Here is a 25225-nt window from a genome sequence, read left to right on the forward strand (position 1 = left end):
TTGTCTCAGTTTCATTTTGCATTTCATCCGAAATTTAATGCCACACCAGCTTTCATAGATATTTTCGAAGAATTTTGCTATTACAAAGAAAATAGCGATTCTCATGAGCATCCTTCGCCTACACGCTATACACAAGAAACCTACGAATGTCTTTCGCCTTTATTTGGGCGTGATCGCTTTGACAAAAAATATCCTGAAGCAAGTAACCAAAATATCCAGCATTTACATGTAAAGCAGCCCAATTCTAAATGGGATTTTTCTAATGGTTCTGCAAAGGCTCAGTGGGATTGCACCAGTGACAGCTATTTGGTCTACTCATATTTTAAACATAATGATATCCATCATTATTTCATAATCGAGTTTTATAAATCTGGAGGGCATGCTCAATATGAACAAGACGTCCAGATTTTTATTCATGAAGCTGAACAATACAGACAAAGTCAAATTAATCTGTCCGCATAAAAAAGTTACTAATAGATTAATTTAGTCATTTTTATTTTCTTCATTCCTAATAGTTCACAAGCATTAGCTCGCTTCAAAAAATAACGAAGACAGAAAGCAACTAAAAATACCCAGCCAGTATAGAGACTAAATATAAATAAAACGTATAGATTTGAATCTGTATTAGGTGGCTGTTTGAATAATAGATGATAATATTCATATAACACCCATGCAGCTGCAGGTAAGGCCAAAATCCAATAGGTATAGAAGGCTATTGATTTATGTTTCTCTGCTTGTGCTGGGGTTGTGTGATATCCAGTTTTAAAATCAAGAGTTTTTTTATTAGGACAATACTCTAGGACTTTTTTACAACTATCAAATAACCTTACAGCCTTTTTTTCATCTTCATAAGAGCTAAGAATATCAAGAATTTCAATTCGATCTTCTTTAGTAAGTAGCTGTTTTTGAAGATACAAAGCTCTTCTTTTATCAATATATTTGTTTTTTACATATTCATTTAGACTTCCATGGTTAATTAATTCAGTCACTTCCTTAATCTCTTTATCGATCTTCCATCTTCGAAAGCGAATTAAAATAAACAAATGTTGGAATAATCCTGAATCAAATATTGTTTTATAAACAGTTAATATAATCAAAACAAGAATAATAAAACTACCTACAGTTTCACCAGCATATGTTTTGATAAAGGGAGCAAGACTGTCTAAATTTTTCATATTTTAATTTAAAATTCAAAACATAATTTTATAACTTTTAAGCTAATCTATAGCTTGATTTTCTGAGTGTTTTTCAAAAACTGGAGTCCAGCTACTTGTACCAAATGCAGTAATCTTAAAAAATTTAAGGCCAGTTTTCTCAAGATGTTCATTATATATACCGCTTAATAATCCATATTTGTTGCAACAATTCTGTAATTTTTTATCGAAGGTAGCATTCCACATTAATACTAATTGTTCTTCAAGACTAAGAAACATTCTAAAAATCTGAGTGTAATATTTTTTCTCAGCATCGCTGATAACTTCAGAAGAGTTAATAGTATGAAATATAACTATATATATTTTAAAATAAGATCTTACCTGATAATTGAATGAACCATAAACTTTTTTGTTAAAGTCATCCCAATGTTCAAGATAATAATCACTATCATGTATCTCAGGGTTAAAACCTCCTCTAATTCTACGAAACTCTTTAGAGTATTGAGTAAGTACAGCTTGTCCAGATATAGCTCCATTTTCTGTGGGAAAAATTAAATTATTCATTGCCATATTTTTTTGATCAATAAGTTTAAAATAATGATCTAAGAAATTAGTTTTCTGTGTTTCTTTAAATTGATCATTAATTATTTTTTGTTGGTTTTCATTGATAGTGGTTAGTTTTGCCAAAATTTTTGTTTGTGCAGCAAATTCTGATTTTTGATCAGATAAAGCTTTACTCTGTTTAGCTAACTCTTTTCTAGTTTCTCTTAACTCCAACATTTGTATTAATAGAGAAATAATTAATGTTGCAAAAGCTAGTCCGCTAAATAATGTGTTTAATGAACCATACATATCTCCATATGTACCATATGTACTTCCTAAAGCAGAATAATAAGAATTTCCTTCTATTTCTTTTTCTTTTGGAGGCAGATAGGGAATACCTTTCCAAATATTTGCGGGTAAGTCTTTAGAATTAACAGTATCGTCTTTTATTATCCGGCTTGGATAGCTAGCCCATACATAATAAATAAGAAACCAACTAAAAATTATTCCAAACAAAATAATAACTAAATAGTTTTTATAAAATGGCTTTTTTTGATCTGACATTATTTAACTCAAGTATTAATATCTACCTCTTGACCCGCGTATAGTATCTAAGCTACTCTAAATTTACTACCCACATTGGTGGTCGAGATTGGCGTCTCGTAATGAACATACAGCAGACAAACCGCTGCTAAGGCGGTATTTTTTCGTCTGAAGGTTCGATGTGCCTTGTTATGGCAGATCGGACGAGGGGACCTTGTGTCCACCGTTTTCACTGTGTGTTCAGCGGTACGCCAACCTTGTTCGGTCTGTCACCCTATTGGCGTGGGGAGGCAGTGATAAACCACGAACACTCAGGTGAAAAATGAATACTCAAAATAAAAGTATGCATTCTGCACAAATTAGCATTTCACATGCTGTCTTCATTCAAGATCAACAAATCAAAACTGATAGTCTCAAAGTTGCTGAAGCTTTTGGAAAACGTCATACCAATATTTTAAGAGCAATTGAAAATCTAGATTCCACAAAATCTTTTAACGAGCTCAACTTTGAGCTGGTTGAATATATGGATGCTAAAGGTGAATCTCGTCCTATGTATGAAATGACCAAAGACGGTTGGATGTTTTTGGTCATGGGTTTTACTGGAGAGAAAGCAGCTCAAATCAAAATTGCATTTATTAACGCGTTCAATGCAATGGCGGTACTTCTACAAAACCAGCAGTTAATAGAGCAGCAGGGTATTTCTGTTGGCTCAAAAGTACAGCTCAAATCAGGCAGTCCTGAACTCACGGTGAATCGATTCATTCCAAATGCTGAAGGTCACAATGATAGAGTCGAAGTAATCTGGTTTGGCAATCGACTCTATAAAGAAACTCTTTCTATCCACGCAGTCATTCCAGTGCATGAGCAACAAAACCAAATGCTCAAACAGTTTTGGGAAGCGATCTATCAGTATGGTTTAGACAAGCTAAATCATGGGTATAAGGCTGAGTTAATAGCGTTGAATCTAACTCAGCTCTATGAAGTTATCCACGGGCTACCAGAGCGTAAAATCTTAATCCAACAACTAAAAGTTAGCTCGAAACCCTATCCTCAATACATGGACACTAACTTACCAATACGAAGCGTATTAACAGGTAAAACAGTTAAATGTGTTGTATTCAAAAGCCCAGCTTTACTAGGGGAGAACTAACATGACTCCAATACTTAAAGCTGGAAACAAGCCTACAAGCGCAGAAGATAAGCTAGAAACTATTGGCGACTCTCTTTCTAAACTAGAACACTACTTATCAGCTCTATCACGCATGCACTTTGACGATGACCTACCGAGTGATGAGTTCAACGCCATCATGTGTGGGTTACACCTGCAGGTTCATGAGATCTGCCAGCAAATCAAAGCCTGACTAAAATCTGAAGAGAATGAGCCAAAGTTGCTCATTCTCCTTCAGCGCGGGCAGTTGTCCCCCCACCACACCTGGGCAGTAAATATGTCGAATACTCTACAAAAATTCAGCCACCCACATTTGTGGGTAAAACGGCTATAGATATGGCATACGTTAGGGCAAAACCCCACGAAATTGATTCTGCAATTTTCTACACGGTTTCCTCAAATTTCTACAGAAAGAAAATCAATGAAAAGTCATGGTCTCAAAACAGGCCTTTTAAAATCAAAATAAAAAATCTGAAATTAGGTAACACACACCTAAAACTGCACCTAAGAACTTGAAATATTTACGGAAAATTTGTCACAAAGAAAGGTAACATTAGGGAACAAGTTAGGTAACACTTTCGTTAAGTAATTGATAAATATAAATATTTTTAGTAACGCTCTGTTACCTGAAAAGTGGGTAACTTGTCACCTAGATGTTACTTAAATGTCACTTTATAAAATTAATAAAAAGATTATATTATTCATATGTTTAAATACTATTTTCTGAATCTGTTACTTTTGTTACCTGTTTTTTTTGTCATTAGAAATTTTGAGTTTTCATTATTTTGGCACTTCTTTTGATGCTTTATAAAAATCACCATAAATCGTACCTTCTTCCACATTTACCCACATATTTTTGATTAAACCTCTGTTATTCAATTCTTTTCAGACCCCGACCCTCGGGACCAAGATTCAGAATCTTATGATTCTACAAAAACCCCTAAGCTAACGGCTTAGGGGTTTTTTGTTGGATAAAAAAGTTCATAGACTTCAAGAAATTGTGAACTACTTACTTTAGTTCTGACGGTTGGGTTTGAATCTTTTATACATTTAGAACTTAAAGATTTTTTTAATTTAAGAAGACTTTATTTAAATATGAAATGCATTTATTAAAGCTAAAATTTAAGTCGAAGCTAAGCTTTAATACTTATAAGAAGATTTAAGATAATTTTTACCTTTTTGAATCTCTATTTCTTATTACTTACAACTCCTCACCTTCAAATAATTGTTGTATTTTTCTAAAGCATACCCACTTTATGTATCTGAAAACCTTTAATTGAAACTTCACATTTCTATTTCGAAAAGAAAGTTGCTCTTTTAATGTACTGTGTTAAAGTTTGTATTAGATCATAATGATTATAAGTACATTTCTCAAAGAGCGGTTCCGACTAACAACGACAAAATCTGTGAGGCGGGCATGACACAGCGATTAGAACTACATCAGGTCGAGCAATTAAGTGCTTGTAGAATTTCACTATTACTTGGATTAAATGCCGAGCAGAACTACATTGAGCAATTTTTCCGGTTTAGTGTTCGCCTGTTGAAGTGTCAAAAAGCTTTGCTCACTTTTAATCAGGAACCTTATTTCTGGCATCATTGTCCTGAAGGCATGACTGCTATTTCATTTAAACCTTCAAGGCACTTAAAACAATGTTTTGCTAAACAACAGGTGATTCATCACGATCATCCTTCTTATCAAAATTTAATCAACTATTTAAAAGAGCTAAATATTGAGTGTGGTCGTGCCTTAGCTGTCCATTTGGTGCAGCCTGACCAGACTTCTATGGGGTTTGCCGTTTTCTTTGATGACGGTGAAACCACTTTTGAAGATGATCAAATTCAGTTGTTGCTCGATTACTGTTCTAGTTTTATGCAACAAATCGAGTTGAAATTTAATTATGAAGAATTAAATGAACTCTATGAGCAACAAGTCGCCCTTAATTCGAGTAAAACAAAGTTCTTTTCTATTATTTCACATGATTTGCGGGCACCATTTCATGGCTTGTTAGGTTTCTCCGAAGTGTTGGCTAAAGAGCGTGAAACACTGGATGAATCGAGTATTCAAAATATTGCCGACTATTTGTACGACACTTCTCAATCGACCTATAACTTACTGGAAAGTTTGCTGACATGGGCGATGGCAGAGGGTGGGCGTTTCGTTTATCACCCTATTAATTTTAAACTTAGACAAGTGAGCAATATTGTCTGTGATGTGCTGCATACGTTGGCTTTAAAGAAAAATATTGAATTGGTAAATGCGGTTTCCGAAGATTTAAAAATCTATGCCGATATCAATATGATGACTTCCGTGATCCAAAACTTGGTCTCAAATGCATTGAAATTTACTGATGTTGATGGTTCTGGCAAAGTTTTCATTGAGGCTAAGCAAGCGGGCACAAATGTTGAAATCACTGTACGTGATACAGGTCTTGGCATGACCGAACAACAAATGGCAAATTTATTTCACCCACGCATTACAGCCAGCTTTAAAGGTACCGCAGGGGAAAAAGGTGCGGGCTTAGGTTTGAGTCTCTGTAAGCGTTTTATTGAGATTAATCAGGGGCAAATTAGTGTGAGTTCCAAAGAAGGTGTAGGAACAACATTTAAAGTTTTATTACCTTCAGCTCAAGAAAGTCATGAGACGCTTATTGAGCATCATGATTCATCTGAAGCAAAATTGGTTTAATCCCTTTTCCTATTACTACGTGAACTGCTATAACTAAAAAGAGAGTCTGAGGAAAAGAGCTTTTTTATATGAATGCGGAGCAGTTACAAAAAACATTGCGTGCCAGCCAATATGCTGAACAAGTTTTAGGGTTACATCAGGCTGTTTTAGAACAAGATTATCAAATAGATCAATTTGCTGCACCGCTCTCAACAGAACAAATTTACCAGCTTGTAGACACAACGCTTGAAGGCATTGCCGATGAAACAACTTGGATGCGTGCGCTTCGTATATTACGCAGTCGTTTAATGTTTCGCTGGATTTGGCAAGATGCCAATCAGCTTACCGATGTTGTGACACTCACTCGTGAACTTTCTGACTTTGCCGATGCAAGTATTTGTGCAGCAAAAGCTTTTGCTCGTGTTGCATTGGTTGCTAAACACGGCGAACCATTAAGTTATTCAGGTAAAGTTCAAGATCTGATTGTGGTTGCCATGGGTAAGCTTGGTGCACAAGAGCTTAATTTATCGAGTGATATCGACCTGATTTTTGCCTTTGATGAGCAAGGCGAAACCAATGGTCGCAAATGTATTGATGTACAGCAGTTCTGTATTTTGTGGGGACAAAAACTTATTTATTTACTCGAACATATCACCGCAGATGGTTTTGTGTTTCGAGTAGACATGCGCTTACGACCTTGGGGGGATGGCTCGGCATTAGCGATTAGTCATGCAGCTTTAGAAAAATATTTAAGTCAGCATGGTCGTGAATGGGAACGTTATGCATGGATTAAGGCACGCATTGTCACGGGCGGTAAAGAAGGGCAAGACTTATTAGAAATGACACGTCCTTTTGTATTCCGCCGTTATGTCGATTACACCGCTTTTGCTGCCATGCGTGATATGAAAGCGATGATTGAACGTGAAGTTTTACGTCGCCATATTGAGGATGATATTAAACTCGGGGCAGGCGGTATACGCGAAATTGAGTTTATTGTTCAGGTTTTTCAGCTGATTTACGGTGGTTCTAAACGTGAGTTACAAGACCGCCAGTGTTTGGTTAGTCTAGAGCATATTGGTGAGGCAGGCTTGTTGGAAAAACAGGCCGTATTAGAGCTTGAAGATGCTTACCTGTTTTTACGCCGTGTTGAACATGCAATTCAGGCTCTTAACGATCAGCAAACGCAATTATTACCCGAAGAAGTTGACCTAAGACAACGCATTATCGATACCTTGGGTTTTACGAGTTGGAATGAATTTATTGATGTTCTTAACGAGAAACGCCAAAAAGTAAAAGTTCAATTTAAACAGCTGATTGAAGATACTAGCTCTAATGCTGCAACTGAGAACTTTGGACAGTTAGAGCAGCAGTTAGATGAAGTGTTAGATGATAATGCGAAAAATCTGATTCATGAGTTTTGGCATGGTCATGCACTTAAAAAACTTCCTTCAAATGCCGTGCAGCGTTTAAAAACCTTCTGGCCTCATTTGATTGAAGCGATTTTGCAGTCCGAACAACCACAAACTGCACTGTTACGTTTAATGCCGCTGATTGAATCAGTCATGCGTCGAACAGTGTATTTGGTCATGTTGATTGAAAGTAAGGGCGCATTACAGCGCCTAGTGAAAATGGCGACAGTAAGCCCGTGGATTTGTGAAGAGCTGACTCAGTATCCAGTACTGTTGGATGAGTTCTTATCGATGGACTTTGAGTTACCAAAACGTAAGGACTTGGAAGATTCTTTACGTCAGCAATTGCTTCGTATCGAAATTGATCAAGTCGAAGATCAAATGCGGGTACTTCGCTTGTTTAAAAAGAGCAATGTACTCACGGTCGCTGCAAGTGACGTCTTAGCTGAAAGCCCTCTTATGAAAGTATCTGATGCATTAACAGATATTGCTGAAGTGAGTGTCAATGCAACTCTTCATTTAGCTTATCAGACCGTAGCAAAACGTCATGGTTATCCAAAAGATGTCGAGGGAAAACGTTGTTCTCTTGACTATAAAGCCTTTGCTGTCATTGGTTATGGCAAAGTAGGAGGCATTGAGCTGGGCTATGGTTCTGACTTGGACCTTGTCTTTATTCATTATCTAGATGAACAAGCTGACACCGATGGAACTAAGGCTATTAGTGGGTTTGAGTTTGCCATGCGTGTCGCTCAAAAGTTCATGTCACTGATGACCACTCAAACGCTTGATGGTCGTGTCTATGAAATTGATACACGCTTGAGACCTTCTGGTGAGGCTGGTTTATTAGTGACCAGTCTAAAAGCCTATGAACACTATCAGTTGAAAAGTGCATGGCTTTGGGAGCATCAGGCATTAGTTCGTGCCCGCTCTATTGCTGGTGATGAAACGCTTTGCCAAAAATTTGAAATATTTCGCCGCGAGATATTGACTCAATCTAGAGATGAGGCTTATGTTCGTGAAGAAGTGTTGAAAATGCGTCAGAAAATGAAAGACCACCTAGGTTCGTCTTCTGAACAAAAAAAACATGGTATTTTTCATTTAAAACAGGACGCAGGTGGTATCGTAGATATCGAATTTATGGCACAGTATGCTGTACTTGCATGGAGCGGGACGAAACCCGATCTCGCCCATTATTCTGATAATGTAAGAATATTAGAAGATGCTGCTAAAGCAGACTGCTTATCCAGTGAAGATGCCACAGCATTAATTCGAGCCTATCTTAGTGAACGTGCCGAAAGCCACCGCTTAGCCCTTGCGAATCAATCCATGCAAGTCAGCGCAGCGGACTGGCGTAGTACCCGTGCGGTCGTTTGCAATTTATGGCAAAGATTAATAGACCCAACCGCCTCGGTTGAGTTGGATAGTGAATGATTTTATAACAATTTGGAGTGTTCCATGAATTTGGCTGATCGTGATGGTTTTATTTGGCAAGATGGACAATTAATTGATTGGCGTGATGCAAAGATTCACGTTTTAACCCATACACTACACTACAGTATGGGCGTATTTGAGGGTGTTCGTGCTTATGAAACTCCTAAGGGTACTGCAATTTTCCGTCTTCAAGACCACACAAAACGTTTGTTAAATTCAGCAAAAATTTATCAAATGAAAGTACCGTTTGACCAAGCAGCGCTTGAGCAAGCACAAATCGATGTTGTTCGTGAAAATAAATTAGCTTCTTGCTATTTACGTCCACTTATTTGGATCGGTTCAGAAAAACTAGGCATTGCTGCAACAAATAACACTATTCATGCCGCAGTAGCAGCATGGGCGTGGGGCGCATATCTTGGTGATGAAGCGATGGCTAAAGGTATTCGCGTTAAAACTTCATCATTTACTCACCATCATCCAAACGTGACCATGTGTAAAGCAAAAGCATCTGGTAACTACACATTATCAATTCTTGCTCACCAAGAAGTTGCACACTCTGGTTACGATGAAGCAATGCTCATGGACCCACAAGGTTATGTATGCCAAGGTTCTGGTGAAAACGTATTCTTGATTAAAGATGGTGTTTTACATACTCCAGATATCGCTGGTGGTGCACTTGACGGTATTACACGTCAAACTGTGATGACGATTGCTAGAGATCTTGGTTACCAAGTTGTTGAGCGCCGTATTACACGTGACGAATTCTATATTGCCGATGAAGCATTCTTCACAGGTACTGCTGCTGAAGTTACACCAATCCGTGAATACGATGATCGTCAAATCGGTGCGGGTTGCCGTGGTCCAATTACCACTGAAATCCAAAAGACTTTCTTTGATGCAGTTCAAGGTAAAAATCCAAAATATGAACACTGGTTAACTTACGTAAAATAAGTTAATCCGTTAACATGAAAAGGCGAACATTGGTTTCGCCTTTTTATTTTTTAGTTAGGAGCTTTTATGCATATTGTCTATGTCTCTGATGGTAAAGCAGGGCATCGTTCACAGGCTTTAGGCTTGTTTCAGGCAATGCAAAGACAGCAGGCAAATGCAACTTTTGAAGAAGTTTCTATTAATGACTTGCCTATTATTTCCTTAATTAAAGCGCTTTTCTCTTCAAAAAATTCTCTACTTCAGCAAGCACCCGATTTCATATTTGGTGTCGGGAGCCATACGCACTTTCGTGTCTGGTTGCTGGGTAAAATTTTTAAAAAGGCGAAGACTGTTATTTTAATGAAGCCAAATTTACCTATTGCTTGGTTTGACTATGCTGTGATTCCAGAGCATGACGGTATTCTTTCAAATGAGCGCGTTATTGTTACGCGTGGAGCATTGAATCCAATTCGTAATGAAAACCGACATCAGGCAGGCAGAATTTTAATTGCATTGGGTGGTTCATCTAAACGACATCAGTGGAACCATGAAAAAGTATTATTAAGTGTCCAAAAAATTGTTGAGTGTAATTCAAATTCTGAGATTATCCTGACCACCTCACGTCGTACTCCTGTAAGTTTCATTGATATTTTAAAACAACAAAGCTTTGCTAAGTGTTTGCAGATATGTCCGGTTGAGCAAACTCCTCAAGGCTGGATTTTTGAGGAAATGCAAAAGGCAGAAGCTGTGTGGGTAACCGAAGATAGTGTTTCTATGATTTATGAGGCACTTACTGCAGGTTGCCGAGTCGGTGTGATTGCAATGGACAGACTCAAACAAGATCGTATTACCAATTCGGTTGATATACTGCTAGAGAAAAAGTTAATAGCAAATGTGTTTGATATAAATTTGCTTCCTGAAGGACAGGTCCTGCAGGAAGCGGATCGGGTCGTTTATCAGCTCACTAAATGACATTGGCTGTCATCGTGACCTTTATCATAGTTGACTGTTTCTGATGTTGCTAAAATTTCTCTTGGGTATGTTTTGTATTTCGAATTAAATAACGATCTCTCTTGAGAAATGTTTTTACAGTGAATACCTCTCATATCTAAGAGTGTAGGTAATATATTAATTGAGCTAATAGCACTACTTTGTTCTTTAGAAAGAGTACTCGCCATTTCTGGATGATGTTGCTTCCATGAGTTTGAGCTCCACATAATTAAAGGGACATCAAAATTATTTTTCATGTCTAAATGCAGTGAACTATTTTCTTTACATTCTCCAAGATTAAGACCATGGTCAGATGTGTAAATTAAATTGGCGTCCACATTGGTTGCTTTTAATTTTTGAATAACTTCATTGAGCAGATAGTCTGTATAAAGTACCGTATTGTCATAGGTATCTTTAAATTTATTAAATTGTGGTGGATAGCGTTTTGCAAAATCTGCATGTGAACCATAAAGATGTAACACGATGAATTTATGATGTGTTTTTTCTGCCAATGCTCGATCAAATGATTTGAGTAGCTCCTCATCATAATGAGTTTCTAGTGAGGCTGAATATGAATGTTGCGTCAAAAATTGGGTTTCTTGAGCAGAAGAGGCATACGCTGAAACAAGAGAATCATATTCTCCATATTGGGATTGTGCGCTAAACCAGTAAGTTTTGTAACCTGCTGCATTGAAAGCATTCACAATAGAAGGGCTTAAATTATCAGTCCCGTTTAACTTTCCTGTTAATAAGGTCGGTACAGACTTACTGGTCATATAAGAACCTGAAATCGTATTATTAAATAACCATAAATCTTTCTTATATTTTTCTAGATAAGGCGTTGTATTATTTTTGGTATAGCCAAACAAACTTAAACGGTCGCGTCGAGCACTTTCCCCAATAACTAGTACTGTAATGGTAGGGCGAGTTTCCTTAACTTGTGTACATTCAATTTCGTTTTGTGTGGCTATGAAGTCTTTTACTCGATTTACTTCAAGACTCGCTGCTGGTAAACCAAGAAGTAAATTTAAGGGGTAAGATTGTTTAAAATGGCGATATACATTTAGAAACCCTTGCTGATGATCAGGTGCTTTAAGGTAGCGTTGAATTGGCGAAAAAATAAGACATAAGGCTAAAATACGTAGCCATATTGGAGTGCTTAGTCTTTGATTTGGAATGAAATAATAAAATAAAATCAAAGGAATGATGTAAGCAATAATCAAACCAATTGCTAAAGGAAGATCTAATGTCGATAAATAAACTTTGCCTTCAGTTGTAGAGCTACCTAAAATTGTGAGCCACACTGAAATTTCAGTTGGGGCGTTATAGGTAATTTCATAGTACAGTGCAAAAGGGCTTAAAAGATAAATAGGCAAACTAAGCCAGAAAAAACGGCGGTAATGATAAATTAAAAAAACGAAAAAAATAAGCGGATATAAAGCTTTGAAAAAACCATCACTGGAAATAATGCATGATGGAACAAGCAGCATAAAGCAATAAATAAAGAACCATAACTTTCCTGTTTTGAATCGAAAAATCACGCCAAGCTGTTCCAAGTGTAAAAGCGCGATATCATCCTATATTTTGATAACACGGTCTACATAAATTAAGGCATGATATAATATTTTAGTTCATCTCCAGAATTGATGGAATTATAGAGTTTAGAATGAAAATATTGCATATCGCAAATTTTGGCTTTAATAAACAAGGCGCGCATTTTTACTGTACAGACCGTAAAATTTCTGCCGGATTAATTGAAAATGGCCATTTCGTTTATGATTTTAGTTTTCGTGATATGGCACGAATGGGGACGATTTTTAAAACAAAAAAATTGGGTGCCAATTGGGCCAACAAAGAAGTATTAAAAGTCGTCAATAACATTGAACCCGATTTGGTGCTCATTGGACATAGTGACTTGATGAGTCCAGATGTTCTAAGACAAATTAAAGAATCTTATCCAAATACTAAAATTGCATTTTGGTATGTTGATCCGCTTTATTTAGAGAGCAAACTTGGCTTTGTAAAAGCATTCTCCCCGTATTTAGACGCTATCTTTTGTACGACGGGTGGTGAGTATTTACAGAAGTTAAAGCAGCCTCATTTAAGCGTAGCCTATCTGCCTAATGTGGGTCATCGTAACGTTGAAACACTACAGCAATTTTCAAACTCTAAGACTGACAAGACATTTATTTTCTGTGGTGTGGTCTATAAAGAACCTGAACGTGAAAAATTCTTAAAAGATTTGGCAGATGCCCTGCAACAAGGTCATGTAAACTATCAATATTATGGTTGTTTTGAGCAACCAGGTGTTTACGGTAAAGCTTATTATAAGGTTCTTTCTGAAACAAAAATGGGACTTAATTACTCACGTCGTAATGATGTAACCTTGTATAGTTCTGACCGTATTGTACAGTTGACTGGTAATGGTTTACTCACCTTTAGTCCAAGAATTCCAGGTTTTGAGAAACTCTACACTGAGCAGGAAGTGGTTTACTTTGATGATCAGTTTGATTTGGCTAAGAAGATCCAATTCTTTGATCAAAATCCAGAGCAGGCTGAAAAAATAGCGAAAGAGGGCTGGGAGAAAACGCGTAAATCTTTCAATGCTAAACGTATCACTCAATTTATGGTTGAGGTGACATTTAAGCAGCCCCTTTCAGAAAATTATGAATGGTCACATGAGGTTTATGCATGATGTGGTTTTTGTACGTTGCGGTAGGCCTATTAATACTTGCTGTACTGTTATATGTGCTGGGTAATTATACATTCTGGCTTCCGTTCCGTTCGAACAAACTACCACGCATAGTGATGTTGCATCAGGTTACCCCTAAGGATGCTGCCTCTGGTATGAACATGCCCCCTGAAAAGTTTGAACAACTCTTACAGTTGTTGACGCGTAAAGGGGTTATCTTCTGCTTTGTTTCTGAGCTTGAACAATATCGGAATCAAAAGAATGTGGTTGCTTTAAGTTTTGACGATGGCTTTATGGATAACTATCTTTATGCCTATCCATTACTTAAAAAATATAATGCAAAGGCAACCATTTATTTGGCAACGCAAATTGAAGGTATTGAAAAGCTCACTCACGATCAAATCCATGAAATGGCGAACTCTGGTTTGATTGAGTTCGGTGCGCATACTCAACATCATGTGAACTTGCTTAAGCTTGATGACCAAACGGCTTACAATGAGATGCTTCAGTCTAAGCGTGATGTTGAAGCATTAGTTGGAAAATGCCCTAGTTTTGCTTATCCATTTGGTCGTTTTAATGAAAAGCACCAGAAAATGGCCCAAGATATTGGCTTTAAAAATGCAGTATCGACTCGTAAAAAAATCGAAGCGTATGAAGCAGATAACCAATTTAATATTCCACGTGTCAGCACGCATGGTGCCATGAATGCTTTACAGATGCGTATCGCCCTTGCTAAAGGACGTTATAAGTTATGAATAAAATTCCATGTAGTGTTTATATTGTCACTTTAAACTGTGGTGCTTGGTTAGAGCGAACTTTGCAAAGTGTCAGTGAGTTTGATGAAGTTATTATTTTAGACTCAGGTAGTACTGATAATACTTATGAAATTGCAAAGCGCTTTGAAAATACCCAAATTTCTCATCAAGACTGGCAGGGTTATGCTGGGCAAAAAAGTTTGGCCTTAGCAAAATGCCGAAATGATTGGGTACTCAATTTAGATGGCGACGAAGTCTTATCTAATGAATTAAAACAAGAGATTGTTGAGACTATTCAGCAGAACAAGCTTGATGCATTAATCACTCCAATTAATGATGTTTTTTTAGGTGTTCCCAACAGCAAACATACTAAAAAACATGCAAAGGTGCGTTTTTTTCGTAAGTCTAAAGGGCATTACGACCTTGCCAATAAGGTCCATGAAAATGTGATTGTAGAAGGTGAATCTCAGCGTGCTCAACATGATATCTATCATTATGGCGAGTCGAGCATTTTCGTTAAAGTCGAAAAAAATAATCAATATTCCAACCTCAAAGCACTAGAGAAATACCAAAAAGGAAAGTCTCCAAGCGTTGCAAAATTGGTTTTGGTAATGCCAGTGACTTTCATGAAGTCTTATTTTATTCGCCGTAGTTTCTTAAATGGTTGGCGTGGTTTCGTAAATAGTATGATTAACGCGTTTTATGCTTTTCTAAAAGAAGCCAAACTATTTGAACAGACCATGAATAAAGATAAAAAATAAGTAGGCAAGCTATGAAAATTGTTCAGGTATTGGCAACTAGTGGTGGAGTTGGTGGTTTAGAGCAGCACACTTTTAACCTTGTTAATGAGCTCGCTTTAAATCATGAAGTACATGTGATTGCACATCCTTGCTATCTAGACAAGTTTAGCCAACAAGTACATTTTCATGCGGTTGATTTTGCACGTAGCCGTTGGAATATTTTTTTACTCTGGCAACTTAAAAATCTTATCCAGCAAATTCAACCTGCTATTGTTCATGCACAAGCAGGAAAGGCGGCTGAACTGATTGCCCGAATTAAGCCATTTTTATCTGGCCCAAAATTTGTGACAACAGTACATGGTACTAAAAAGAATAAGTCTGCTTATTTAGCGGGTGATGCTGTTATTGCGGTGAGCCAAGCACTCACGCAAGGCATTCCAGAGTCTAAAGCCCATGTGGTTTACAACGGGGTCTATCCTCAACCCGTACTTACAGTTGAAAATAAAGAAAAGTTACTTCAATCGATTCAAAAAGATTTTGCTGAGCTAGATGCAAGCAAAAAAGTTGTTATGTGTATTGGACGTCTAGAGCCAGTAAAAAATATCAGTTTACTGATTGAGTCGATGCAACAGATTGATGCCAATTTATGGATTATTGGTGATGGTTCACTTCGAGTAAGTTTAGAAAAACAAGTCAGTGAATTAAACATGCAAGATCGGGTCGCTTTTCTTGGCTTTAGAACTGATGCACGTGATCTGGTGCAATTAGCAGATATCGTGGTTTTGTCATCAGATCGTGAAGGTTTTCCACTTGTTATGGTCGAAGCTTTACGGGCTGACAAAGCAATGGCTTCAACCAAAGTAAACGGTGTGATTGAGTGGCTGCCAGAGCAATATCTGGCAGAAATTGGAGATGCACAAGGTTTAGCAAAAGCGATTAAATGTGCGCTTCAACCTGAAGCTCAAAACGACTTCAGCCCACTATATGCAAAGGCCAAGGCTGAACTGACTGTACCAGCCATGGCTGAGCAGACGCTTAATATTTATAAAGGCCTGCTGAAAACTTAATTATTTTTTGGTGTAAGGCGGATGGCATCAAGTACCACGAAATTATCTTCGACATTAATAGTATGGCAACCGTCATCTGCTTGATTCCAGTCTGGTAAAACCACTTCTAGTAATTTTTCTTCATACGCTGTCGGGCTCAGTTGAGTAATCGCCTTTAATTCGATATTGCCTCCATAACGTTTTAAAGAATCTTGGCTTGGTCGAACCATTTGTCCTTTATAAATAAAAGGTTTACCCGCCATACGGAACTGCTGACTGCCTCGGCATACTGGGTTCATTGGGTGCTCTTGCCAGTTAGGATTTAAAATATCTTCGGTAAAAAATAAATCTAAACGGTCACCGAATTTCTTACAATCACGACGCGTTGAGGTAAAAAGATACCATAAGCCTTCATGGTAAAAAGGAGTGCTGTCAACTGCTTCAATATTCTCTAAAAGATTAGAATGCTTTTCCCATTTCAACGGGAAATCAGTACATTTCCAAAGCTCAATAGTTTTGTTGGCAGAAGATTCAGGAACCATGTACCAAGTACTATTTATTTTAAATACGCAAGGATAAGAAAGGTGATAGTCGAGCTTTAGGATTGTCTCTGGTGGCGTGTAGGTGCCATCTTTAAAGACTTCTAAAACAGAAAGAAAGCCTACAGGATGTTCATCATCAACTTCTTCAAAGAAAATGAAATGACGATCATTTTCATAAGCATAAAAGCTATCTGCAAATGTAAATTTTCTAGGTGAGTGGATTTCAAAGAGTGAATCTAATTGTTCAAGTGTTGTAAAGGGTTGGTCTAACCAGCCAAAACGCATATACCAATGAGAGTCAAAAGTTTTTGCTTTTTTTGCTTGTTGGTACTTGTACCATTTTTTTTGGATTGAACGAATCATGACAATACAAGAAAATAAAAAAGATATATTAACTCTATTTTACATTAGATATGATACTCGCTGTTTAAAAGGGGAATAGCTTAATGAAGATTTATGTTGTAACTATTGAAGATGAAAAATCACTTCGTTTAAGTAAGTTCCTCGGCCAAAATTTTTTTGAGCAAGGAGCCTTACCTATCACAAAAATAGGAATCAAGGGTGGGGAACTTTCAGCAAAAGAATATTTCGAAAAAGCTGTTAAAGGACGTTCAAAACCATTAACTCCAGCAGAATTGGGTTGTACCTTATCTCATCTTTCAGCTTTAGAAAATTTCTTGGAAACCAATGAGGAACTTGCCCTAATTTTTGAAGATGATGCTATTTTATCTAGTGAGTTAAATTTTAAAGATTTAGAAAAAGAGCTAAAAAATTTTAATTTACCTAAAAATATTCTATTCAGTCTGGGGGGGATACAGATGAAAGAAAGTTTAAAGGTAAGGGGTGTCTTAAAAAATAATAAATTATTTAATAAAGACGTATTGGAAGTACATCCACACTTTTATAACCGGGTAAACTATGCTGTTGCTTATGTAGTTGATCGTGAAATGGCAAAAAATTTAATTGCTTATCATTACTTGATTAGAAAAGCAGATGACTGGAGTTATCTATTTGACTTTAATGGAAGTTCACATATTTTTATGACATATTTGGTAGATCATCCTGTTATTAATTTAGGAGAAAAAGATACACAAATAAGTGCGATTGAAGGTGAGCGTGCTAAGTCTTCTGATTTACCTAAAAGTCGTTATGGTATATCTTTAAATTATAATTTTGCGAAATTAAAATATAAAAAATATCCTTTTAATGAATAAATTAGTTGTAAAAGAGATAATTTGATTACCTCTTTTTTTTAAATAGAAAAATAAATTTAAAAATCTAAAAAAGAGTTATTTTTAAATTTATTTTTAAGTACGTATGGTGTCAAAAGGGCACGGTCAGATCCAATTAATTTAATTAAATAAGGCATCTGATCTGGTCGCTCTTTTAAGACTAAAGCTTCAATGAAATAAATATTACATTTCAAATCAATGTTTTGATATAGAAAAGCATTTTTGTCACAATTAATTAGTGAAATACTATTGGGTATTTCTCGTAAGACTTTTTGACAAGCTACATAGGCAACTAGATATTCAAGTAAACCAATATTTTGAAAATATTCCGAATAATTTGGCTTTGTATTTCTTATTTCAGAAATATAGTTTTTAACCCCAAGTTTTAAAGCATATGATAATTCATCTAACCATTTTTAAAGAAAATATTTCCTTTTTCTGAAGCAAGTAACCAGTTCTCTATAACTGGATAATCTTTTACAGTCGTATTCTCAGCTCTATAATAAGCAAAAGCAGAAGTTTTATTTTTTTTACAAGTATCTAAAATCCATTGAAGATTACTATAGATTATAATACTTGCATCCAACCATATGCCTCCATAATAATAAAGGAGATAAAATCTCAATAAATCTGATTTTTGTTGAGGAGTTAAGTTTTTATAAACTGAAAAGTCAAAATCACAAAACTCTGTTATATTTTTAGAGTTCAAAATATTAATTTGATATTCAGGATTTAATTTCTTTACTTGATTAAAGCATCTTTCCACAAGCTCAGGTACTTCTGAGTCCCAATACATCCAAATTATTTTTGGTATGATAATTTCAGATTTATCTAAAGAATTTAAAATAATTGGATCTGCAAAGTTTTCAGAATTAAGATTTTTAAATCTTATATCTTTGTAGTATCTTAAATTAAATGCTAAAAAACGAAAAAATTTTCTTGTAGATTTTCGTAAGCCCATAACAACCTCAAATGATAAATAATTTTTTATTTATCCGCATTTCCTTTCAGCACCATATAAATGAGTGCTACAAAAATAAGTAATGCACCTGCGAGGCTGCTTACACAGAAATAAAGAATGCGTTGGTTGGTCGTTAAATTAAATAGTTCATGTGAAAGGATATAGCGCATGAAAAACCATTGCGCAAGAGAGAATACAATCACGACTAAAGCATGTCGACGAACGTCAGGACGCATTGCCATAATCAATTACCATGCGGGAGAAGAGAGCAGCTATTATGCCATTTGCCCACTGTCACCTCAATAGACTATGAATTAACGAAATTGTTTAGAAATAATAAAAATATGAAGGAATTGTGAACTTTAATTAACATTAATAAATAGTAATATCCCTCTTATTTGCTAAAACTTTCATTATCTTGTTGAATTTAGCTTAGGGGAGAATAATGCAGCCTATTGATTTTGTAATGATTTGGGTCGACTCAACTGATACTAAATGGCAGCAAGATTATAAATATTATAAATCTAAAGAAGCAAATACACAGGTGACTGAGGTCATTGATGAATGCCGTTATCGTGATTGGGATAATCTTCAATATTGGTTTAGATCTGTTGAAAAATTCTGTCCTTGGGTACGAAAAATTCATCTAGTAACTTGTGGTCATTTTCCAGAATTTTTAGTACAAAATCATCCAAAATTAAACTTGGTGACCCATGATCAAATTATAAATCCAGACTATTTACCTACTTTTAACTCTCATGCTATCGAAATTAATATTCATAAAATAGAAGGTCTTACAGAGCACTTTGTCTATTTTAATGATGATACTTTTATTAATAGCCCCCTAGAACCTGAGTTTTTCTTTAGAAATGGTCTACCTTGCGATGGAGTTAGACTACAGCCTTTAATGGTAGTGGGAGAAGAGAACTTTTTAGGTGCTGTTGCTTTGACCGATGTTGCGATTATTAATAAATATTTTGATAAGAGAAAATTATTTCGAAAAAATCCTTACGCACTTTTTAATCATCGTTATTCAATCAGTAATAATTGGGGTAACTTTTTAAGTTTATATAATCGAAAATTCTCAAGTTTTTATAGTAATCATTTACCTCAACCATTTTTGAAATCGATATTTGAAGAGGTTTGGGAAAAAGAAGAAAACTACTTAAAGGAAGTATCAAGTCATCGATTTAGACAGCCTTTAGATGTTAATCAGTACTTGTTCAGATTGTGGCAGTTATGTTCTGCTCGTTTTTGCCCCGTAAATATATTTGAGCGTGGTCAAAATTTTAATTTAAGAATCCAAAATCTTCCTGAAATTAATCATGTTATTAAAAATGAGCACCTTCCACAGATTTGTTTAAATGATGATGAGCAAGTGGTTGATTTTGAAAAACTAAAAAAAGAAATTATTCAGATTTTTGAACAAAAATTTAATACAGTTTCGAGTTTTGAAAAAGAAATATCTCATTAAAAATTATTTATTAAAAAACCCTGCATAAGCAGGGTTTTTTAATTTCACAATCTAATAATTATTTAGATTCTTCAGCTTTTGGCTTTTCACGTAAGCGGATGCCCAAGTCACGAAGCTGGTTTGCTTCAACAGGAGCAGGTGCTTGAGTAAGTGGACATTCAGCAGTTTTCGTTTTAGGGAATGCAATAACGTCACGAATTGAAGTCGCGCCAGTCATAAGCATTACTAAACGGTCAAGACCAAATGCCAAACCACCGTGAGGAGGGGCGCCATAACGAAGTGCGTTAAGCAAGAAGCTGAATTTCTCTTCTGCTTCTTCATCAGAAATACCAAGCGCTTCAAAAATCGCTTTTTGCATTTCTAATGTGTAAATACGAAGAGAACCGCCACCAACTTCAGTACCGTTCAATACCATGTCATAAGCAACAGAAAGTGCTTCGCCTGGATTGCTCTTCACATCTTCTACGCTAGATTTAGGTAGTGTGAATGGATGGTGAACAGAAGTCCATTTGCCATCGTCAGTTTCTTCAAACATTGGGAAGTCAACAACCCAAAGTGGAGCCCACTCACAAGTTGCAAGGTTCAAGTCATGACCGATCTTGACACGAAGTGCACCCATAGCATCGTTTACAACTTTGGCTTTATCAGCACCGAAGAATACGATATCGCCATTCTCTGCACCAACACGCTCAAGTAACTTCATTACGATTGGTTCAATGAATTTAACGATAGGAGATTGAAGACCTTCAATTCCTTTTTCGATTTCATTGACTTTGATATACGCCAAACCTTTCGCACCGTAGATGCCAACAAATTTAGTGTATTCATCAATTTGGCTACGAGTTAATGAACCTGCACCTGGTACGCGAAGTGCTGCAATACGGCCTTTAGGGTCTTTTGCAGGACCAGCAAATACTTTGAACTCAACTTCTTGCATTAAATCTGCAACGTCAACGAGTTTCAATGGAATACGCAAATCTGGTTTATCAGATGCATAGTCACGCATCGCTTCGCTATATGGCATGCGGCGGAATTTTTCAAATTTTACGCCAAGCAAGTCATTAAATAGTTTAACAGTCATGCCTTCCATCAAATCCATGATTTCATCGTCATTTAAGAACGATGTTTCAATGTCGATTTGAGTGAATTCTGGCTGACGGTCAGCACGTAAGTCTTCATCACGGAAACATTTCGCGATTTGGTAGTAACGATCGATACCACCAACCATCAATAATTGTTTAAACAATTGAGGTGATTGTGGAAGTGCGTAGAAGCTACCATTTTGTACGCGACTTGGTACTAAATAGTCACGTGCACCTTCAGGTGTTGCACGAGTTAAAATCGGAGTTTCAACGTCTAAGAAACCGTGATCATCTAAATAGTTACGGATCAAGTTAGTTACTTTAGAACGGAAACGTAAACGCTCTAACATTTCAGGACGGCGAATGTCCAAGAAACGATATTTTAAACGGTGTTCTTCTGACACGTTAATCGTGTCATCATTTAATGGGAATGGAGGAGTTTCAGAAGCAGCAAGAACTTCGATTTCTTTGCCTAAAACTTCGATTTGACCACTCACCATATTTGGGTTTTCAGTACCTTCATAACGGCGACGAACACGACCTGTAATTTTTAATACATATTCAGAACGTGCTTTATCTGCAGTTGCAAATGCTTCTGGAGTATCTGGGTCAATAACCACTTGAACGAGACCATCACGGTCACGCATATCAAGGAAAATAACACCGCCATGGTCACGGCGACGATGTACCCAACCGCATAATGTAACGGTTTGGTCGATTTGGGCTTCAGTTAAAGAGCCACAGTAATGAGTTCGCATCATGATGAAGATTATCCAAACTATATTGGCTGAAAGGACGGATGCGTAAACCGCGCACCGTCAAAAAAGTAAGTTTTCGATTATGCCCTGTTGAATGGCATGCCACAAGAACTAGATCAAAAAACAGCTATAATTTAGCTAAAAATGAGCAATTTGGCAGCAAGTTTACCGATTAGCCCATTCTTTGTTGTCGATCTAAAAACAAGAATAATAAGCACCCTAAACTAAAAGTACTTAACCAACCTTGCATAAACTCATTAATAGATCGGCCTGTAAAGTAATAGGTGTCGGTATGCCAAACCTCATGAGGAATGTAACGGGCATAATCCCAAAGTGAAAATAAGCCCAAAAGGGTAGATAAAATAAACAGAGACCATGCAAAAATTTTAATTTTATGACTTATTTTCCAGTGCTGTTTATGTTTTTGATAGTAATGAATACTCATCCAGCCTAAAAAAGGTAATGCTAGAGCAGAAGAACCGAGTTGAAGTAGTCGATGCAAAGGATAGGGACGACCAAAGAAATGAACCGTTTGGGATAAAAAATCTTGGAAGATAAAAGTTCGAAAGTCAGAATGAGTAAGACCATCCCAAATGAGATGAGTGGCAATACCGATAATGAGTGCAAATATAATTCCAATTAAAAAGTAGATAAAACGTTTAAAAGAGTCTAATTTCAAATCATGCTGAATACCAAAAAAACGGTAAACCACAGGTCGATAAAGTAAATACCAAATGACGCAAAACAATAAACCTAATGCAAGGTTTGGGTAAAGCAAACCCTTCCATTGATGAGTCAGCATACCTGACTGAACTGTAAATAAGCGGTAAAGGTCAGGTGTCATGCTGCCAATAGCTAGGGCGGCAACAGGCAAAGTGTTTCGGCTTAGTTTAGCAATCGGTGGAGCAAGAACAGCATGAGAGATTGTAAAAGGCATTGGAAAACGAAGCTTCTCACATCATCAAAACAACGAGTCTAACGAAACATGCCTTTGGTTAATGTTTTTTATTGCAAAACATTTGGAATGTTATAATATAACGTAAAAAATATGGGGCATTGACTATGCAGCTCAAAACACAGCTTTTTGTTCTCTCATTATTATCACTTTCTATTCAGCAAGTGATGGCAGCGGATGACACAAATACTAAGGAAGAGAAACCTGCCGAATTGGCAACAATTACGGTTAAAGCAGAACCCACAGCACCAGCCAATAATACGTCTTTAGCAGAAGGTGCAACGAGTATTGGTAATGCCTTAAATGGTCAGGCAGGGGTTTATTCAGCTCAATATACAGGAGGGGCGAGCCGCCCTGTCATTCGTGGTCAAGACGGTACACGTGTCAAGATCGTACAAAACGGTGGCGATGTAATGGATGTTTCATCTGTATCGCCAGACCATGCCGTTACGGTTGATCCAAACTCTGCCCAAGATATTCAGATATTAAATGGTGCTGAAGCATTATTATATGGTGCAGGCTCTGTGGGGGGACTGGTAAATGTTGTTGATGAAAAAATTCCAACCAGCATGCCAGACAAGGGCTATCAAGGAAAAGCCGGTGTCCGCTACAACTCAGGTAGTGATGAGCTACTATATTCAGGGCAAGCGACAGTCGGTTTAGGGGACCATGTTGCGCTACGTGTCGGTGGTTTAAAGCGCGATGCGAATGACTATATTTTGCCTAGAGATTTACAAACAGACGAGCGTCGTCAGGATAGCACTTTTGCCGACTCTAAAAATTATAATGCTGGATTATCTTGGATTGGGGATCGTGGTTTTATCGGTGCTTCATTTAGCCAGCGTCATGATCAATATGGTATTCCTGCCGATAATGAGCTTTTTGGTTCATGTGAACGTGATGGCTTGCACCTTGTGTGTGGAACTGACGACCCATCAACCGATCATGAGCATGAGCACGAACATGATGCCTCATGGATTAATCTCAAAGAAAAGCGTTACGATTTAAAAGGTGAGTTAAGAGACCCGTTTGCAGGTTTTGCTAAAGTTGCAGCGCAAGCAAGCTATACCGATTATCAACATGAAGAAATGCATAATACTGATGTCGGAACAACTTTTAAAAGCAAAGGGATTGATAGCCGAGTTACATTAGAAAATAATGCTTGGGCGGGTTGGACAGGACAAATTGGCGCGCAATATACCCAACAAAAACTGAATATTGTTGGTGATGAGTCGATTATGGATCCAAGCAAAACCCAACGTTATAGCGTATTTGGTTTGCAACAAAAACAAATCAATAACGTCAATCTTGCAGTTTCTTCGCGTATTGATCATCAAACTATCGACATTGAGTCAGATCAAAAGAATTACACGGGTACTGGATATTCGGTTGCTGGCACAGCAAGCTGGGAATTTATTCCGCAATACAAATTGTCCCTCACAACATCACACCAAGAACGTTTGCCATTTGCTCAAGAGTTGTATTCGGACGGTGTGCATATGGCGACCAATACTTATGAGTTGGGTAATGATGACCTGAAGAAAGAGCGCTCAAATAATGTTGAGTTAGGTTTGCACTTTAATAATGATCTTTTGAAATACAACGTAAGCGTGTTCCATAACCGTTTTGATAATTTCATTTATGCTAATACATTGGATGATTTCCAAGGCTTCCGTCTTATTCAATATAGTCAAGATGCAGCTAAGTTCTATGGTGTCGATGCTGACCTAAGCTACCAAATTTCACCTGTATATAATTTAGGGCTATTTGGTGATTATGTTCGCGGCAAAATTGATAATGAAAATGCACCACGTATTCCGGGTGGGCGTTTAGGTACTAAAGTTAAAGCAGATTTTGGTGATGGATGGGATGGTTCTGCCGAGTATTATCATGTATTCAAACAAGATGATATTGCTAATTATGAAACCAAAGGTCAGAGCTATAACATGCTGAATTTAGGCGTTGGTTATAACGGCAAATATAGCAACATTGGTGATTACCGAGTGTTCTTGAATGCCAACAACTTGCTTGATAGCCGAATTTATCAACATGAGTCTTTCCTTGCAAATGTTCCACAAGTCGGGCGTAATTTTACTGTCGGTGTAAACTTTAGTTTCTAAGGCCTAACACGAAACTAAACTTGAAAAATCAAGCT

At 36.8% G+C, this 25225-nt stretch carries 22 protein-coding genes; 14 read left to right on the top strand and 8 right to left on the bottom strand.

The annotated features are described in order from the left end of the window. Nucleotides 1-462: a type II toxin-antitoxin system YafO family toxin gene (locus J582_RS07585; protein WP_050674824.1), complete on the top strand. Its 462-nt coding sequence runs from the start codon at nucleotides 1-3 to the stop codon at nucleotides 460-462. An 8-nt stretch (nucleotides 463-470) separates the two neighbouring features. Here J582_RS07585 and J582_RS07590 read toward each other — a convergent pair whose 3' ends face one another. Next, nucleotides 471-1175 (bottom strand): hypothetical protein, encoded by a 705-nt coding sequence (locus tag J582_RS07590; RefSeq protein ID WP_032047675.1) that lies wholly within the window; start codon nucleotides 1173-1175, stop codon nucleotides 471-473. Between the two features lie 42 nt (nucleotides 1176-1217). Beyond that, on the bottom strand, nucleotides 1218-2261 hold the full coding sequence (locus tag J582_RS07595) for a putative phage abortive infection protein (RefSeq protein WP_050674825.1): 1044 nt from the start codon (nucleotides 2259-2261) through the stop codon (nucleotides 1218-1220). Nucleotides 2262-2562: 301 nt separating this feature from the next. Here J582_RS07595 and J582_RS07600 point away from each other — a divergent pair, with 301 nt between their 5' ends. From J582_RS07600 to J582_RS07625, 6 genes are all read left to right on the top strand, one after another. Continuing rightward, a complete protein-coding gene (locus J582_RS07600; RefSeq protein WP_050674826.1) occupies nucleotides 2563-3390 on the top strand; it encodes a Rha family transcriptional regulator in 828 nt (275 codons plus the stop codon). A gap of 1 nt (nucleotide 3391) precedes the next feature. Continuing rightward, nucleotides 3392-3601 (top strand): hypothetical protein, encoded by a 210-nt coding sequence (locus tag J582_RS07605; protein WP_032047678.1) that lies wholly within the window; start codon nucleotides 3392-3394, stop codon nucleotides 3599-3601. A 1224-nt stretch (nucleotides 3602-4825) separates the two neighbouring features. Then, nucleotides 4826-6094, top strand: a complete 1269-nt coding sequence (locus J582_RS07610; RefSeq protein ID WP_031981598.1) for a sensor histidine kinase — start codon at nucleotides 4826-4828, stop codon at nucleotides 6092-6094. 68 nt (nucleotides 6095-6162) lie between these two features. After that, a complete protein-coding gene (glnE, locus tag J582_RS07615; RefSeq protein WP_031981599.1) occupies nucleotides 6163-8913 on the top strand; it encodes a bifunctional [glutamate--ammonia ligase]-adenylyl-L-tyrosine phosphorylase/[glutamate--ammonia-ligase] adenylyltransferase in 2751 nt (916 codons plus the stop codon). Between the two features lie 24 nt (nucleotides 8914-8937). Further along, nucleotides 8938-9864 carry a branched-chain amino acid transaminase gene (locus tag J582_RS07620; protein WP_002051336.1) on the top strand — a complete coding sequence of 309 codons (927 nt, stop codon included), beginning with the start codon at nucleotides 8938-8940 and terminating at the stop codon, nucleotides 9862-9864. A 66-nt stretch (nucleotides 9865-9930) separates the two neighbouring features. Next, a complete protein-coding gene (locus tag J582_RS07625) occupies nucleotides 9931-10815 on the top strand; it encodes a mitochondrial fission ELM1 family protein (RefSeq protein ID WP_031953335.1) in 885 nt (294 codons plus the stop codon). Here J582_RS07625 and J582_RS07630 read toward each other — a convergent pair. Continuing rightward, nucleotides 10800-12209 carry a phosphoethanolamine transferase gene (locus J582_RS07630; RefSeq protein ID WP_227556601.1) on the bottom strand — a complete coding sequence of 470 codons (1410 nt, stop codon included), beginning with the start codon at nucleotides 12207-12209 and terminating at the stop codon, nucleotides 10800-10802. The two genes, J582_RS07625 and J582_RS07630, sit on opposite strands and share 16 nt — an antisense overlap. Nucleotides 12210-12499: 290 nt before the next feature. Between J582_RS07630 and J582_RS07635 the strand changes: the two genes are divergently transcribed. Genes J582_RS07635 through J582_RS07650 form a run of 4 tightly spaced genes read left to right on the top strand, consistent with a single transcriptional unit; the run spans nucleotide 12500 to nucleotide 16087 of the window. After that, on the top strand, nucleotides 12500-13528 hold the full coding sequence (locus J582_RS07635; protein WP_004711948.1) for a glycosyltransferase: 1029 nt from the start codon (nucleotides 12500-12502) through the stop codon (nucleotides 13526-13528). Beyond that, complete coding sequence (locus J582_RS07640; protein WP_031981603.1) at nucleotides 13525-14280, top strand: polysaccharide deacetylase family protein; 756 nt, start codon at nucleotides 13525-13527, stop codon at nucleotides 14278-14280. Before J582_RS07635 ends, J582_RS07640 begins: the two co-directional genes overlap by 4 nt. Then, a complete protein-coding gene (locus J582_RS07645) occupies nucleotides 14277-15041 on the top strand; it encodes a glycosyltransferase family 2 protein (RefSeq protein ID WP_031981604.1) in 765 nt (254 codons plus the stop codon). The genes J582_RS07640 and J582_RS07645 overlap by 4 nt, the downstream gene beginning before the upstream one ends. 11 nt (nucleotides 15042-15052) lie before the next feature. Then, on the top strand, nucleotides 15053-16087 hold the full coding sequence (locus tag J582_RS07650) for a glycosyltransferase (RefSeq protein ID WP_031981605.1): 1035 nt from the start codon (nucleotides 15053-15055) through the stop codon (nucleotides 16085-16087). Here the strand turns inward: J582_RS07650 and ghy are convergent. After that, nucleotides 16084-16971 carry a glycosyl hydrolase Ghy gene (gene ghy, locus J582_RS07655; RefSeq protein ID WP_031981607.1) on the bottom strand — a complete coding sequence of 296 codons (888 nt, stop codon included), beginning with the start codon at nucleotides 16969-16971 and terminating at the stop codon, nucleotides 16084-16086. The two genes, J582_RS07650 and ghy, sit on opposite strands and share 4 nt — an antisense overlap. A gap of 83 nt (nucleotides 16972-17054) precedes the next feature. Between ghy and J582_RS07660 the strand changes: the two genes are divergently transcribed. Further along, nucleotides 17055-17822, top strand: a complete 768-nt coding sequence (locus J582_RS07660) for a glycosyltransferase family 25 protein (protein ID WP_031981608.1) — start codon at nucleotides 17055-17057, stop codon at nucleotides 17820-17822. A 424-nt stretch (nucleotides 17823-18246) separates the two neighbouring features. On the opposite strand, the gene J582_RS27235 is transcribed toward J582_RS07660, so the two are convergent. Both J582_RS27235 and J582_RS07665 read right to left on the bottom strand, forming a co-directional pair. Next, entirely contained in the window at nucleotides 18247-18801 is a 555-nt protein-coding gene (locus tag J582_RS27235) for a capsular polysaccharide synthesis protein (RefSeq protein ID WP_228131706.1), read from the bottom strand. 26 nt (nucleotides 18802-18827) lie between these two features. Then, nucleotides 18828-19043, bottom strand: a complete 216-nt coding sequence (locus tag J582_RS07665) for a hypothetical protein (RefSeq protein ID WP_006580305.1) — start codon at nucleotides 19041-19043, stop codon at nucleotides 18828-18830. 203 nt (nucleotides 19044-19246) lie between these two features. On the opposite strand from J582_RS07665, the gene J582_RS07670 reads away from it, so the two are divergent. Further along, on the top strand, nucleotides 19247-20275 hold the full coding sequence (locus J582_RS07670; RefSeq protein WP_031981611.1) for a stealth conserved region 3 domain-containing protein: 1029 nt from the start codon (nucleotides 19247-19249) through the stop codon (nucleotides 20273-20275). A gap of 58 nt (nucleotides 20276-20333) precedes the next feature. Here the strand turns inward: J582_RS07670 and aspS are convergent, their stop codons facing one another. Next, entirely contained in the window at nucleotides 20334-22118 is a 1785-nt protein-coding gene (gene aspS, locus J582_RS07675; RefSeq protein ID WP_004711960.1) for an aspartate--tRNA ligase, read from the bottom strand. Between the two features lie 169 nt (nucleotides 22119-22287). Further along, nucleotides 22288-23052, bottom strand: a complete 765-nt coding sequence (locus tag J582_RS07680) for a DUF4184 family protein (protein WP_004711963.1) — start codon at nucleotides 23050-23052, stop codon at nucleotides 22288-22290. Between the two features lie 125 nt (nucleotides 23053-23177). Between J582_RS07680 and znuD the strand changes: the two genes are divergently transcribed. After that, nucleotides 23178-25190, top strand: coding sequence for a zinc piracy TonB-dependent receptor ZnuD (gene znuD / locus J582_RS07685; protein WP_017394152.1), 2013 nt, complete (start codon nucleotides 23178-23180; stop codon nucleotides 25188-25190). Nucleotides 25191-25225 lie beyond the last annotated feature (35 nt).

The sequence above is a fragment of the Acinetobacter sp. 1566109 genome (assembly GCF_000582255.1).
GTDB lineage: Bacteria > Pseudomonadota > Gammaproteobacteria > Pseudomonadales > Moraxellaceae > Acinetobacter > Acinetobacter nosocomialis.